The sequence below is a fragment of the Terrabacter sp. RAF57 genome (assembly GCF_052113925.1).
Taxonomy (GTDB): Bacteria; Actinomycetota; Actinomycetes; order Actinomycetales; family Dermatophilaceae; genus Terrabacter.
Window position 1 is genome coordinate 1 of record NZ_JBFRDT010000002.1, and the last position, 13,581, is coordinate 13,581.

14 protein-coding genes and 2 tRNA genes are annotated in these 13,581 nt (G+C 71.3%); 5 read left to right on the forward strand and 11 right to left on the reverse strand.

Going from position 1 to position 13,581, the window contains the following annotated elements; translation table 11 throughout:
* From AB4Y83_RS01840 to leuC, 3 genes are all read right to left on the reverse strand, one after another.
* The coding region (locus tag AB4Y83_RS01840) for an HU family DNA-binding protein (protein ID WP_442295878.1) at nucleotides 1–636 on the reverse strand (636 nt) is incomplete at its 3' end.
* Nucleotides 637–922: 286 nt separating this feature from the next.
* Complete coding sequence (gene leuD, locus AB4Y83_RS01845; protein ID WP_442274885.1) at nucleotides 923–1,516, reverse strand: 3-isopropylmalate dehydratase small subunit; 594 nt, start codon at nucleotides 1,514–1,516, stop codon at nucleotides 923–925.
* 3 nt (nucleotides 1,517–1,519) lie between these two features.
* Nucleotides 1,520–2,965: a 3-isopropylmalate dehydratase large subunit gene (gene leuC / locus AB4Y83_RS01850; protein WP_442274886.1), complete on the reverse strand. Its 1,446-nt coding sequence runs from the start codon at nucleotides 2,963–2,965 to the stop codon at nucleotides 1,520–1,522.
* A gap of 153 nt (nucleotides 2,966–3,118) precedes the next feature.
* Here leuC and AB4Y83_RS01855 point away from each other — a divergent pair, with 153 nt between their 5' ends.
* The 3 genes from AB4Y83_RS01855 (at nucleotide 3,119) to fgd (ending at nucleotide 6,124) form a co-directional block, all read left to right on the forward strand.
* Entirely contained in the window at nucleotides 3,119–3,865 is a 747-nt protein-coding gene (locus tag AB4Y83_RS01855) for an IclR family transcriptional regulator (RefSeq protein ID WP_442295879.1), read from the forward strand.
* Between the two features lie 177 nt (nucleotides 3,866–4,042).
* A complete protein-coding gene (locus AB4Y83_RS01860; RefSeq protein ID WP_442274887.1) occupies nucleotides 4,043–5,044 on the forward strand; it encodes a peptidoglycan-binding protein in 1,002 nt (333 codons plus the stop codon).
* Nucleotides 5,045–5,116: 72 nt separating this feature from the next.
* Nucleotides 5,117–6,124: a glucose-6-phosphate dehydrogenase (coenzyme-F420) gene (gene fgd, locus AB4Y83_RS01865; RefSeq protein ID WP_442274888.1), complete on the forward strand. Its 1,008-nt coding sequence runs from the start codon at nucleotides 5,117–5,119 to the stop codon at nucleotides 6,122–6,124.
* Here fgd and AB4Y83_RS01870 read toward each other — a convergent pair.
* Together AB4Y83_RS01870 and AB4Y83_RS01875 are read right to left on the reverse strand one after the other, a co-directional pair.
* Nucleotides 6,117–6,242 carry a hypothetical protein gene (locus AB4Y83_RS01870; protein ID WP_442274889.1) on the reverse strand — a complete coding sequence of 42 codons (126 nt, stop codon included), beginning with the start codon at nucleotides 6,240–6,242 and terminating at the stop codon, nucleotides 6,117–6,119. The two genes, fgd and AB4Y83_RS01870, sit on opposite strands and share 8 nt — an antisense overlap.
* Nucleotides 6,243–6,396: 154 nt before the next feature.
* A complete protein-coding gene (locus AB4Y83_RS01875; RefSeq protein ID WP_442274890.1) occupies nucleotides 6,397–6,714 on the reverse strand; it encodes a monooxygenase family protein in 318 nt (105 codons plus the stop codon).
* Nucleotides 6,715–6,972: 258 nt separating this feature from the next.
* Between AB4Y83_RS01875 and AB4Y83_RS01880 the strand changes: the two genes are divergently transcribed.
* A complete protein-coding gene (locus AB4Y83_RS01880; RefSeq protein WP_442274891.1) occupies nucleotides 6,973–7,113 on the forward strand; it encodes a hypothetical protein in 141 nt (46 codons plus the stop codon).
* Nucleotides 7,114–7,163: 50 nt separating this feature from the next.
* Nucleotides 7,164–9,335 (forward strand): bifunctional lysylphosphatidylglycerol flippase/synthetase MprF, encoded by a 2,172-nt coding sequence (locus tag AB4Y83_RS01885; RefSeq protein WP_442295880.1) that lies wholly within the window; start codon nucleotides 7,164–7,166, stop codon nucleotides 9,333–9,335.
* Nucleotides 9,336–9,409: 74 nt separating this feature from the next.
* On the opposite strand, the gene AB4Y83_RS01890 is transcribed toward AB4Y83_RS01885, so the two are convergent.
* The 6 genes from AB4Y83_RS01890 to AB4Y83_RS01915 form a co-directional block, all read right to left on the reverse strand.
* Nucleotides 9,410–9,482: transfer RNA gene (locus tag AB4Y83_RS01890), tRNA-Glu, on the reverse strand.
* Nucleotides 9,483–9,573: 91 nt separating this feature from the next.
* Nucleotides 9,574–9,645, reverse strand: a tRNA-Gln gene (locus AB4Y83_RS01895).
* A gap of 57 nt (nucleotides 9,646–9,702) precedes the next feature.
* Nucleotides 9,703–10,458: an HAD family hydrolase gene (locus AB4Y83_RS01900; protein ID WP_442295881.1), complete on the reverse strand. Its 756-nt coding sequence runs from the start codon at nucleotides 10,456–10,458 to the stop codon at nucleotides 9,703–9,705.
* A gap of 13 nt (nucleotides 10,459–10,471) precedes the next feature.
* A complete protein-coding gene (locus tag AB4Y83_RS01905; protein WP_442274894.1) occupies nucleotides 10,472–11,119 on the reverse strand; it encodes a GNAT family N-acetyltransferase in 648 nt (215 codons plus the stop codon).
* A gap of 10 nt (nucleotides 11,120–11,129) precedes the next feature.
* The gene (gene gltX / locus AB4Y83_RS01910) at nucleotides 11,130–12,569 is read right to left on the reverse strand and encodes a glutamate--tRNA ligase (RefSeq protein ID WP_442275369.1); all 1,440 of its coding nucleotides are present in this window, start codon (nucleotides 12,567–12,569) and stop codon (nucleotides 11,130–11,132) included.
* Nucleotides 12,570–12,779: 210 nt separating this feature from the next.
* Nucleotides 12,780–13,559, reverse strand: a complete 780-nt coding sequence (locus AB4Y83_RS01915) for a fumarylacetoacetate hydrolase family protein (RefSeq protein ID WP_442274895.1) — start codon at nucleotides 13,557–13,559, stop codon at nucleotides 12,780–12,782.
* Between the last annotated feature and the right edge of the window lie 22 nt (nucleotides 13,560–13,581).

Sequence of the window (13,581 nt, forward strand, 5' to 3'; positions counted from 1 at the left end):
GCAGCCTTCGTCGCAGGCAGCCTTCGTCGCAGCGGCCTTCGTCGTCGTCCTCTTCGCCGCCGCCTTGGCCGGGGCGGCCTTCGTCGCCGTGGCGCGCTTGGCCGGAGCAGCCTTCGTCGCAGCGGCCTTCGTCGTCGTCCTCTTCGCCGCCGCCTTGGCCGGGGCGGCCTTCGTCGCCGTGGCGCGCTTGGCCGGAGCAGCCTTCGTCGCAGCGGCCTTCGTCGTCGTCCTCTTCGCCGCGGCCTTGGCCGGGGCGGCCTTGGTGGCGGTCTTCTTCGCCGTCGTCCGCGTGGCCGGGGCCGCGGCCACCGAGGTGCCGGCGGAGGCGCGCGAGGCGGCCGACTCGGTCTTGGAGAGCTTCTTGGCGCCCGACACGACCTCCTTGAAGTTCGTGCCCGAACGGAACTTGGGGACGCGGGTCTTCTTGATCCTCACGGTCGCCCCCGTCTTGGGGTTGCGGCCGGTGCGTGCGGCCCGGTCGGCCCGCTCGAAGGTGCCGAAGCCGGTGATACCGACCTTGCCACCCTTGGCGACCTCGCGGATGACGACGTCGAGGAACGCCTCCAGCGCGTCGGATGCGACCTTCTTGCTGCCGAGCTTGACCTCGAGCGCGTCGATCAGTTCTGCCTTGTTCACGTCTTCCCCTCCAGAGGACTGTCGGTGTCAGGCGACCCGACGATGTGCGTCCGGAACCGGTCCGGCTACCTCCTGACGTTAGGCCGCCACGGCAGGCACGTCCATCACCGGTCGGTGGGTTTTTCGTTGTGTCGCAAGGAGTTTGACGGGTTCTGAGCGGGTTCTGGGACCGCTCGGGGACGTCTCAGCCATGTCCAATTCGCCCCCTTACGGGAACGGATCCCCTTGTCAGACAAGGGGATCCGTTCACTCTCAGGCACCATCTGGGCGCCGCAGGAGCGTGCCGTCAGGCGGGAGTCGTCACCGGCTTGTGGCTCGCCCGGTGCGACTCGAAATCTGCGACGAGATCCTCGTGTCGCAGGGTCAGCCCGATGTCGTCGAGGCCCTCGAGGAGGCGCCAGCGCGTGTAGTCGTCGATCTCGAAGGGTGCGACGATCTCTCCGGCGTGGACCGTGCGACCCACGAGGTCGACCGAGATCTCGGCACCGGGGTTGTTCTCGAGGTACTTCCAGATCAGCTCGACGTCGTCCTGGGACACGATCGCCGTGAGCAGGCCCTGCTTGCCGCTGTTCCCGCGGAAGATGTCGGCGAAGCGGGAGCTGATGACGACCCGGAAACCCCAGTTCATCAGCGCCCAGACGGCATGCTCGCGACTCGAGCCCGTGCCGAAGTCGGGCCCGGCCACGAGGACCGAGCCGTCGGCATACACCGGGTTGTTGAGGACGAACGAGTCGTCCTTGCGCCAGGCGGCGAAGAGGCCGTCCTCGAAGCCGGTGCGCGTCACGCGCTTGAGGTACTCGGCCGGGATGATCTGGTCGGTGTCGACGTTGCTGCGGCGCAGCGGGACGCCGATACCCGTGTGGGTCGTGAACGCATCCATGGCTCAGGCCTCCCCGGTCGTCGCGGACGCCAGCTGGCCGTGCACCCAGCTGGCACTGTCGAGGTCGGAGGGGCTCGACAGCGTGCCCCGGACGGCGGTCGCTGCCGCCACGAGCGGGCTGACGAGGTGGGTGCGGCCACCCTTGCCCTGCCGGCCCTCGAAGTTGCGGTTGGACGTCGACGCGCTGCGCTCGCCGGGGGCGAGGGTGTCGGGGTTCATGCCGAGGCACATCGAGCAGCCGGGCAGGCGCCACTCGGCACCGGCCTCGGTGAAGACCTTGTCGAGCCCCTCGGACTCGGCCTGGAGGCGCACCTTGGCCGACCCGGGGACGACGAGCATGCGGACGCCGTCGGCGACCCGGTGACCCTGGACGACGGCGGCCGCCGCGCGCAGGTCCTCGATGCGACCGTTGGTGCACGAGCCGACGAAGACCGTGTCGACCTTGATGTCGCGCAGCGGGGTGCCGGGCTCGAGGCCCATGTAGGCGAGAGCGTTGGCGGCGGCGAGGCGGTCGCTCTCGTCGGCGAACTCCTCGGGGTCGGGCACCGACGCCGAGAGCGGCAGACCCTGGCCGGGGTTGGTGCCCCACGTGACGAAGGGGGTCAGCTCGGCGGCGTCGAGGTCGACCTCGGCGTCGAAGACGGCATCGTCGTCGGTGCGCAGCGAGGTCCACTCGGCCACCGCAGCGTCCCAGTCCGCGCCGGTCGGGGCGTGCGGGCGACCCTCGAGGTAGTCGAACGTCGTCTGGTCGGGCGCGATCATGCCGGCGCGCGCGCCGGCCTCGATGGACATGTTGCAGACCGTCATCCGGGCCTCCATCGACAGGGCCTCGATGGCCTCGCCGCGGTACTCGATGACGTAGCCCTGGCCACCGCCGGTGCCGATCTTGGCGATGACGGCCAGGACGATGTCCTTGGCGGTGACGCCATCGGGCAGCTCGCCGCGCACGTTCACGGCAAGGGTGCGGAAGGGCTTGAGGGGCAGCGTCTGCGTGGCGAGCACGTGCTCGACCTCCGAGGTGCCGATGCCGAAGGCGAGCGCACCGAAGGCACCGTGCGTCGAGGTGTGACTGTCGCCGCAGACGACGGTCATGCCCGGCTGCGTGAGGCCGAGCTGCGGGCCGACGACGTGGACGATGCCCTGGTCGGCGTCACCCATCGGATAGAGGCGCACGCCGAACTCCTCGCAGTTGCGGCGGAGGGTCTCGACCTGGATCTTCGACACGGGGTCGGTGATCGGGCCGGGCGTCGTGGGGACGTTGTGGTCCTCGGTCGCGAGCGTCAGGTCGGGGCGGCGCACGGGCCGACCGGCGAGCCGCAGCCCGTCGAAGGCCTGGGGGCTGGTCACCTCGTGGAGGAGGTGGAGGTCGATGTAGAGGAGGTCGGGCTCCCCGTCGGCGCGACGTACGACGTGTGCGTCCCAGACCTTCTCGGCCAGTGTCCCTGCCATGACTTCCCTCTGACTTCCCTCCGCGGCGGCGTTCCGGTGGTCGAGCGCGTGCGCCATCGAGGACCTGGTCGCGACATCGCTCTTCGGCAAGCCTGAACCTTTTGTGGGCCCGGTGGATTGACGTCTCAGTGCCTGAGACGTCAGTATCAGTGCATGGACAACTCTTCAGGGGTCGGTGTTCTCGACAAGGCCGCCACGGTGCTCGGCGCTCTCGAGGCCGGTCCGGCCACCCTCGCCCAACTCGTCGGAGCCACCGGGCTCGCGCGTCCGACGGCCCACCGTCTGGCCGTCGCGCTCGAGCACCACCGTCTCGTGTCGCGGGACATGCAGGGACGCTTCGTGCTCGGTCCGCGGCTCGGCGAGCTCGCCTCGGCCGCGGGCGAGGACCGTCTGCTCGCGGCAGCCGGTCCGGTGCTCGGCGCCCTGCGCGACCACACGAACGAGAGCGCGCAGCTCTTCCGCCGCCAGGGCGACCAGCGCATCTGCGTCGCCGCGGCCGAGCGGCCCGTCGGTCTGCGCGACTCGATCCCGGTCGGCGCGACGCTCTCGATGCTCGCCGGCTCCGCCGCGCAGGTCCTGCTCGCCTGGGAGGAGCCCGACCGGCTCCACCGCGGCCTGCAGGGTGCGGCCTTCACGGCCACTGCGCTGTCCGGAGTGCGCCGTCGCGGCTGGGCCCAAAGCGTCGCCGAGCGCGAGGCGGGCGTCGCGTCGGTGTCGGCGCCGGTACGCGGCCCGTCGGGTCGCGTCGTCGCCGCGGTGTCCATCTCCGGGCCCATCGAGCGCCTTTCGCGCCAGCCCGGTCGGCTGCACGCCGCCACGGTCGTCGCCGGGGCCAACAAGCTGACCGAGGTGCTGCGGCGCCACCACGCCATGCAGCAGCAGCAGCAGCACAACGCCTGACCCCGTCGGCTCCCGGCCGCCTCCCGACAACGGCGTCGGGGATGGCAGGCCGTGCACAACAGATCGGTCACGATCCGGATCGACACCCCGACTCGGACAACCATTCCGGGCGTCGTCGCGTCACCCTCAGTGCAGTGCACCGACGCACGGCACGTCGCGTTCAGACAAGGGGTCACGATGCAGACAGCCACCTCACCGCTCCGGGCCACCGGCGACCTGCGCCGCGCCCTCGTGCTCGGCGGCCTCGCGGCCCTCGTCGCCGCGACGACGGCCTGCAGCCCGGAACAGACGGTCGGGGCTGCCGCCACGCACGTCGGCCAGACCGCGACGTCCGGATCGTCCGGCACTCCGGCACCCACGACCGAGACCCCCACTGGCGCCGCGGTCGAGACGCCGCCGGTCGCCCCGTCCACGGTCACGCGGCCGACCAGCGCTCCGCCGACGCCCACGCAGCAGACGCCAGCGCGGCCGACGCAGCCCCCCAAACCCACTCCCTCCGCGACGGCTGAGCCCGAGCCGGCACCGGTCATCATGCTCCGAGCCGGCGACACCGGCCCGAAGGTGCGCTCCCTGCAGGCCCGACTGCGACAGCTGAGCTGGTTCGACGGCGACGTCAGCGACCGCTACGGCAGCAAGACGACCGCCGCAGTCCGCGGCTTCCAGGCCAAGCGCGGCTTCGACGCGACCGGCACGCTCGACGAGCGCACGTGGGACCGCCTCGTGTCGATGACGCACCGACCGACGACCGACGAGCTCGCCAACGTCAAGCCGAAGCCCGTCGAGCCCAGCCCCGCGTCCGTCTCGTGGGACGTCGACGAGCGTTGCATGACCGGTCGTGTCATGTGCGTCAGCAAGTCGACGAAGCACCTCACCTGGGTCGTCGACGGCGTGCCGCAGTACGGCTTCGACGTGCGGTTCGGCAGCGACGAGCTGCCCACCCGCGAGGGCGTCTTCTCCGTCTACAAGAAGAAGGTCGACGTCATCTCGAACCTCTACCACACGCCCATGCCGTACTCGATGTTCTTCTCCGGCGGCCAGGCCGTGCACTACTCCTCGAACTTCGCCCGCCTCGGCTACGCCGGCGCCTCGCACGGCTGCGTCAACGTCCGCAACAAGCCGCTGCTCATCCAGCTCTACGGAGAGGTGCGGATCGGCGACCAGGTCGTCGTCCACTGGTGACGGCCCCACGGCCCCTCTGCACCCCGACGTAGGCTGACGGAGGTCACTCCCCCACGGCCCGAAGGAGTCGGTGTGCTCAAGGTTGGTTGGAAGGCGTCCGCGGAGCAGTTCGGTCCGCGCGACCTCGTCACGTTGGCCACGCAGGCCGAGCAGGTCGGGCTCGACTCGGCCTTCATCTCCGACCACTTCCAGCCCTGGCGGCACCAGCAGGGTCACGCCCCCTTCGCGATGAGCTGGCTCGCGGCCGCGGGCGAGCGCACCGAGCGGATCCAGCTCGGCACGTCGGTCATGACCCCGACGTTCCGCTACAACCCGGCCGTCGTGGCGCAGGCCTTCGGCACGCTGGGAGCCCTCAACCCCGGACGCATCGTCCTCGGCATCGGCACGGGCGAAGCCCTCAACGAGGTGGCCGTCGGTGCCGCGGGCTCGCCGTGGCCGGAGTTCAAGGAGCGCTTCGCGCGGCTGCGCGAGGCCGTGACGCTCATGCGGAAGCTGTGGACCGAGGAGCGTGTCGACTTCGAGGGCGACTACTACCGGACGCACGCGGCGACGGTCTACGACCGCCCCGAGCAGCCCATCCCCGTCTACGTCGCGGCCGGCGGTCCGCTCGTCGCGAGGTATGCCGGCCGGTCGGGTGACGGGTTCATCTGCACCTCCGGGAAGGGCCGCGAGCTCTACGAGGACAAGCTGCTGCCCGCCGTCGACGAGGGTCTGGCCACGTCGGGGCGCACGCGTGACGACATCGACCGGATGATCGAGATCAAGCTCTCCTACGACCGTGACCCCGACCAGGCGCTGCACAACGTGCGCTTCTGGGCGCCCCTGTCGCTCAGCGCCGAGCAGAAGCACGGCGTCGAGGACCCGGTCGAGATGGAACGATTGGCCGACGAGCTGTCCGACGAGGAGATCGCCAAGCGCTGGATCGTCACGAGCGACCCGGCCGAGGCCGTCGACGCGGTGCGCCAGTACGTCGACTGGGGTTTCAACCACGTCGTCTTCCACGCGCCCGGCCACGACCAGGGCCGGTTCCTCGAGCAGTTCTCGGCCGACGTGCTGCCCGGCCTGCGCGAGCTCAGCTGACGGCGCCCTCCGGCACGGCGCTGCCGGCGGCGACCTCGCTCCGGCCGATCCGGGCGTGCCGTCGACGGCTGCGGTCCTCGGGCAGGCCGAAGGCCTTGCCGAGCCCGGTCGGCGGCATCCCGACGTGGAGGCTCTCGTGCCCACCGGCCGGGACGGCATACGTCTCGTGCCAGATGCCGACGGCGCCGGTCGCCCTTCGGCTCCCACGGTAGAAGGCCGTCGAGGAAACCGAGGTCGGGCCCGTCCCCGCGTGCGGCGGCGGCCTCGGCGGCCTACAGCTCGCTGATCATGCCCGGCATCGCGGCGAACACCGGACCCCAGAGGTCGGGGCGCCACGGGTGGTTGACCCGCATGCCGATGAGGACGACGGCGAGCTCGCCGTCGTGGGTGTGGCTCGTGGGGACGAAACCGCTCACGACACGCGCCCAGGGGCCACCCGCGCCTCCTACGACGAGAGCCACGTCGAGCGGGTCCGCCTCGTGCGCACCCTCGTCGACGGGGGCCGGCCCTCGATCGACCGGGTACGCGAGGTCGTCCATGCCCTCGACGAGCCACCCGCAAGCCGGCACGAGCCCCTCGGGGCCGCGCACGGGGCCCTGCGCCCCCACGTCACCCGGGGGCCACAGGGGACGTCACGCCGGAGTCGCCCGAGCGGGTGCGCGCCCTCGGGCCGCCGGGGTGTGAGCACTCGCCGCCGGTCTCAAGCTCGCCCAGGCGCTCACCCGCCGCTGCCGCCGGAGGGTGGAGCGTCGACGACGCGACGCTCGACACGTGGCACCGGGCCATGCTCTCGGTCGCCGAGACCGACGTCGCGCCTGCTCTGGCCCACCGCCCCGCCCGAGGAGGCCGTGCGCCACGCGATCGTCGGCACCGTCCTGACCGCCCCGGTGCTGCTCGCCCTGAGACGTGTGGGGCAGGAGTCGGTCAGTGCCCGACGACTCGGCGGCACCGGCACGACGGCCGCCCCCTCCGCCAGCACCGCGCACTAGCATCGCAACAGGTCCACCGCGGACCGGAGACCCGGGAAGGGGCCGCGCGCGTGACGACAGCTTCGAACGACCCCGACGACGCACCGGACCCCGGTCCGACGGCCCGGGCGACCGCCCTCGCCCGCCGCCTGCCCTTCACGATCGTGGTCGTCGGCACCATGCTCGTGCTGGCACTGGCAACCGGCACGATGTGGAACGCGCTCGAGGACCGGGACCTCGTCAACCACGTGGCGTACGGTCTCCCGGCTCTCCAGGACGGCCGTTGGTGGACACCGGTCACCGGCGCCTTCTTCGCCCTCACCCCGTCGCAGTACCTTCCCGTGGCCGGCGGAGCCCTGCTCATGGTCGGCTGGTCGGAGTGGCGTCTGGGCACCCGTCGGGTCGCCGTCGCCGCGACATCGACCCACCTGGCCGGCGTCCTGCTGGCCTCGCTGTTCCTGCTCGTCGTCGACGGCACCGGCTGGGAGTGGGCCGCCCGGCTCGCGGCAGAGCTGGACGCAGGGTTCAGCGCCGGTGCCCTCGGAGCGGTCGCCGCGGCGAGCGCGACCTTGACCCCGCCGTGGCGCGGTCGCCTCAGAGCGGTCCTGTCCCTCTACGCCGTCGTCGCACTCCTCTACGTCGGACGTCTCTGGGACCTCGAGCACGCCATCGGCATCTCGGTCGGGCTCGCGCTCGGGCCGGTCCTGCTCGGCCGCCGACCGTCGCTCGCGCTGCCTCGCTTCAGCCGGCACGAGTGGCGGGTCGTGTCGTCAGCCTTCTACCTCGTCAGCGCGCTGGTCCAGATCCTGCTCTACTTCACGCCGTCGGACGGGCCGCTCGGGGCGACCTCCGACGACACGGACGCCTTCAGCGTCCTCATCAGCGCAGCCATCTCGCTCCTGCTCGCCGACGGCCTGCGGCGCGGCTCGCGTCGGGTGTGGTTCCTCGCCGGCGGGCTCGCGACCCTCTCCCTGCTGGCCCAGTCCCTGCTCATCGTCGTCGAGGTCGTGGCACCCGACCAGCTCAACGGCGACGGACAGGTCGCGACCTCCATCCCCGAGCTCGTCGTCACCGTGGTCATCACGCTGCTCCAGCTCGCCGTCCTCGTGCTCGGGCGGTCGGCCTTCCAGGCGCGGTCACGACGGAAGCGGCGCAGGGAGCTCGCGACCGGGGCGAGCGACCGGGACACCGCAGTGGCCCTGCTCAAGGAGCACGGAGGGTCGACGATGGCGTGGATGGGCACCTGGCCCGACAACCACTGGTACGTCCACCGCGACCCGTCGGGTGCACCGGTCGGCTACGTCGCCTTCCAGGTGCACCGGGGCACGGCCATCGCCCTCGGCGACCCCGTCGGTGCGGACGCCGCGACGCGCGCTGACGTGCTCCAGGGTTTCGTCGACGAGCAGGAGACGCACGGGCTCATGGTGTGCTTCTTCTCCGTCACGCAGGAGGTCGCCGACTGGGGGCGTGCCCACGGCCGGCGCGACGTGCTCGTGGCCGAGGAGGCGATCATCGACCTGCCCGACCTCGAGTTCAAGGGCAAGTCCTGGCAGAGCGTCCGCACGGCCCTCAACCGCGCGACGAAGGACGGGATCACCTACCGCGAGGGGCAGCTCGCCGAGATGCCCCGCGGCCTGCTGACCCAGGTGCGCGCCATCTCCGAGCTCTGGGTCTCGGACAAGGGACTGCCCGAGATGGGCTTCACGCTCGGGGGCGTCGACGAGGCACTCGACCCCGACACGAGGGTCGGGCTGGCCGTCGACGCCGACATGACGGTCCACGGCGTGACCTCGTGGCTGCCCGTCCACTCCGCCGGCGGCGAGGTCCGCGGGTGGACGCTCGACGTCATGCGGCGCCTCCCGGACGGCTTCCGGCCGGTGACCGAGTTCCTCATCGCGAGCGCCTGCCTGTCCTTCCGTGAGCAGGGTGCGTCGTTCGTGTCGCTCTCAGGAGCGCCACTCGCGCAATCCGGCGACGGGACGGCCGAGCGGGCCGCGCTCGAGCGACTGCTCGACCAGCTCGGAGAGGCCATGGAACCCCTGTACGGCTTCCGGTCGCTCGACAGCTTCAAGCAGAAGTTCCGGCCCCGGCACGAGCCGGTCTACCTCGTCTTCGCCGACGAGGCCGCCCTGCCGCGCATCGGACTCGCCCTGACCTCGGCGTACCTCCCCGGCGCCTCCCTGCGTGACCTCGCCCGCGCCGGGCTCCAGTCACGCAGGGACGAGGCTCAGGTGTCCTTGTAGGGCCACCCTGACATGCAAGAAGACCCCGGTCCGTGTGGACCGGGGTCTTCTTGTGCTCTCTCCCGAGCATCACGTAGCCCCGACGGGATTCGAACCCGCGCTACCGCCTTGAGAGGGCGGCGTGCTAGGCCGCTACACAACGGGGCCGTGAGCGGTGCCGAGCGGACTCGGCACGAGAAGAAACCTTACCGTGAAGGCTGGATTTCTCCGAATCGGCTCACGTTGCCGTGAACCAGAGCTGGGGTACCAGGACTCGAACCTAGAATGACGGAACCAGAAACCGTAGTGTTGCCAATTACACCATACCCCAAGGGGTTTCACTCCGAGCCTGCCTCGCGGCCGGTACGGGGTGAACCGAATGGGAATACTACCGGTCCGTGAGCGGTGGCCCAAATCGGCGGTCGAGCGCGGCCGCGACCTCGTCCAGACCGCGCACGGTGGCGACCGGCTCGCTCGTCCCGAGACCCGCTCGATCGAGCCAGACGGCACGCAGGCCGGCAGCCTGGGCCCCGAGCACGTCCCACTCGATGCTGTCGCCGATGCAGACCACCCGGTGGGGCTCGGCACCGACGAGCCGGCACGCCTCGAGGTAGACGCGCGGGTCGGGCTTGCCGAAGCCGAGGGTGTCGGTCGTCACCACGACCTCGAAGCGCTCGGCGAGGTCGAGGGCCTCGAGCTTGACGCGGGTCGGCGCGTGCGCGGAGTTCGTCAGCAGCGCGACGGGGAGTCCCTCCTGCCCGGCGGCGGACAGCAGTCCCGGCACGTCGGGGAAGAGTCGCTGGGCGCTGCGGAAGGCCGGGGCGTACGCGTCCTCGAAGGACCGGTGGGCGCCGTCGGGAACCTCGAGGCCGAAGGCCACGGCGACCTCGGCGAGCCGACCCGACCTCATCGTGTCGAACGGGACGTCGCCGGAGGCGTAGCGCGGGAACCAGCGCTCCGGGTCGTCGTAGTAGCGCTGCGCCATGGCACGGTGGTCGACGCCCGAGCGGTACGGCCAGATCGCGGCGGCCGCCTCGGTCCCGGCGGCGACCATCGCCTCCTGCGTGTCGACGATGGTGTCGTCGACGTCGAGCAGCACGGCGCGCACGCCGTCGAGGACGGCGGCGAGGGTGGGCGGGTTCACGAGTGGACTCCTGTCACGGGACGAGGCCGAAGAGGGGCAGGGCCGGGTCGACACCCTCGACGACGACGTGCCGCGACCGGCCCGAGGCGTCCCACGTCGCCCGGTCGAGACGCACGTGCTGCAGCGTCTGCCCCGAGTGCTCGAGCACCGAACGGTGGGTGTCGCGGTAGCCGAGGGAGCGTGAGACGCCGAGCGACGGCGCGTTGTCGACCACGGCCGAGCTGATCGCCGACTCGGCCCCCAACGGGCCGAAGGCGAGGGCGAGCACCGCGGCCCGCATCTGCCTTCCGAGCCCCCTCCCCCGCGCCCCGGCGACGAGCCAGGACGAGGAGTCGACGGTGCGGTCGGAGCGCCAGTCGGGCCCCTCGAGCCACTGGGCGCCCACGACGGCGCCCGCCGAACGGACGACGAAGGGCAGCGCCCAGTCGTCGGGCGACCACATCCCGAGGGCGCGCCAGTAGCCCTGCGCGAGGACGGCCCGACGGTTCGCCGGGACGTCGAGGCCGGCATACGTCGTCGCGTGCGGGTTGAGCTCGAGGTCGTCGGGCAGCAGGGCCCACAACGTCGGCAGGTCCGCCTCGGTCATGACCGTCAGGTCGAGGTCGGCCGTGTGCAGCCGGATGCCGTGCAGCGGCCAGGACCAGCCCCCCACGCCCTTCACCCCGGTGTCCTCAGAGCGAGTCGCGCAGCGACCGGAGGCGGCTCAGGGTCGAGGTCTTGCCGAGGATCTCCATCGACTCGAAGAGCGGCGGCGAGATGCGGGCGCCCGAGACGGCCGTGCGCAGCGGGCCGAAGGCGAGGCGCGGCTTGATGCCGAGCCCGTCGACGATCGCGGCGCGCAGCGCCTCCTCGATGCCCGCGGCGTTCCACGGGCTGCCCGTGCCGAGGACGCCGGTGCCGTGGTCGTCGATGTCGCCGAGCACGTTGAGCGCCGCGTCGAGCACGGCCGGCGCGTCGTCCTTGAGCTGGGCACGCGCGTCCTCGTCGATGACGAGCTGGTCGTCACCGACGAAGAACGGACGCACGAGTGCCGGCGCCTCGGTGAGCAGGGCCATGCGGGTCTGGATGAGCTCCGCCACGGACTTGAGGCGCGCCAGCTCACCGAGCGACTGCGTCTCGCCGAGCACGCCGTCGGCGACGAGGTAGGGCAGCAGCCGGCTTGCGAACTCGCCCACCTCGAGCGACCGGATGTAGACGCCGTTGAGCCAGTCGAGCTTCTTGAGGTCGAAGATCGGGCCGATCGGGTTGACCTTGGCCCAGTCGAACGTGCGGCTGAACGCGTCGAAGGTGAAGACCTCGACGTCGGCACCTTCGGCGTCCTGCTGGGGCGGGTAGGCCAGCAGCGCAAGGAAGTTCACGAGCGCCTCGGGCAGGTAGCCCTGCTCTCGGAACCACGTGAGACGGGCGGCGGGGTTCTTGCGCTTGGAGATCTTGGACTTGTCGGTGTTGCGCAGCAACGGCATGTGCGCGAACGCCGGCGGCTCGAGCCCGAGCCAGCGGTAGAGCAGGACGTGCTTCGGCGTCGAGCTGATCCATTCCTCGCCGCGCACCACGTGGGTGATGCCCATGAGGTGGTCGTCGACGACGACAGCGAGGTGGTAGGTCGGGAACCCGTCGGCCTTGAGGATCACCTGGTCGTCGGGGCGCGGCGCCGACACCTTGCCGCGGATGACGTCGTCGAAGACGAGCGGCACGTCGTCGGGGACGAGCATGCGCACGACCGGCGTCTCGCTGAAGCCGGGCAGCGCGGCGCGCTCCTCACGCGTCTTGCCGACGCAGAGGCGGTCGTAGCCGGTCGGCTGCTTCGTCTTCTGCTGGATCTCGCGCATCTGGTCGAGACGCTCCTTGGAGCACCAGCAGTAGTACGCGTGGCCGTCTTCGAGGAGGCGCTCGACGTAGGGCCGGTACGTCTCGAGACGCTCGGACTGGCGGTACGGCGCGAAGGGCCCACCGATGTCCGGGCCCTCGTCCCAGTGCAGCCCGAGCCACGCGAGGGTGTCGTAGAGCTGGGCCTCGGAGTCCTCACGGAAGCGCGCGCGGTCGGTGTCCTCGACGCGCAGGACGAACTGGCCGCCCTGCTGCCGGGTGAAGGCGAGGTTGAAGAGCGACATGTAGGCCGTGCCGACGTGCGGGTCACCGGTCGGGCTCGGGGCGACGCGAGTGCGCACCGGACCGGAGCCGTCCGAGGTCGAGACGCGGACGCGCTCCTCGGTGCGGATCTCGACGTGCCCGCCGGCGTCGCTGGCGGGGGAAGACGGCATACCTGTGCTGGTCGTGTTCTCGCTCATGGTGCGGCCCAGCCTAGTGGGAGCCCGAAAGGGTCAGCGACGCACGAAGGTGTTGGTCAACGCCCCGATGCCGGCGATCTCGACGGTGACCTGCTGACCCGCCTCGACGAGCCCGACGCCGGCCGGCGTGCCGGTGAGGATGACGTCACCGGGCAGCAGCGTGAAGGCCGCCGAGGCGTACTCGATGATCGTCGCGATGCCGTGGATCATGTCGGCGGTCGTGCCGTCCTGCTTCACGTCGCCGTCGAGCGTCGTGACGATCGAGAGGTCGGCGGGGTCGAGCTCGGTCTCGACCCACGGGCCGAGCGGGCAGCTCGTGTCGAAGCCCTTGGCGCGGGCCCACTGGCCGTCGCTGCGCTGCCAGTCCCGGGCCGTGACGTCGTTGGCGATGGTGTAGCCGTAGATGCACTCGGCCGCATCCTTGGCCTTGACGCCCTTGGTGATGGTCTTGATGACGACCGCGAGCTCCCCCTCGTAGGAGATCTCGCTGCTGCCGGTCGGGAGCACGACGGGGTCGAACGGACCGACGACGGCGGTGTTGGGCTTGAAGAACATCATCGGTTCGGCCGGCGCCTCGCCGCCCATCTCCTTGGCGTGGTCGGCGTAGTTCTTGCCGATCGCGACGATCTTGGAGCGCGGGATGACGGGTGCGAGCAGGCGCACGTCGTCGAGCATGACGGGCGGCTGTCCGGTCGGCTGGAGGCCGATGTAGAGCGGGTCGCCGGACAGCGGCGTGATCACCTCGCTGCCGGGGTCGCCCTGGACGATGCCGTATGCCGGGTCGTCCCCGGTCGTGAACCTCGCGATGCGCACGCGCCCACCCTACGACGGGTGG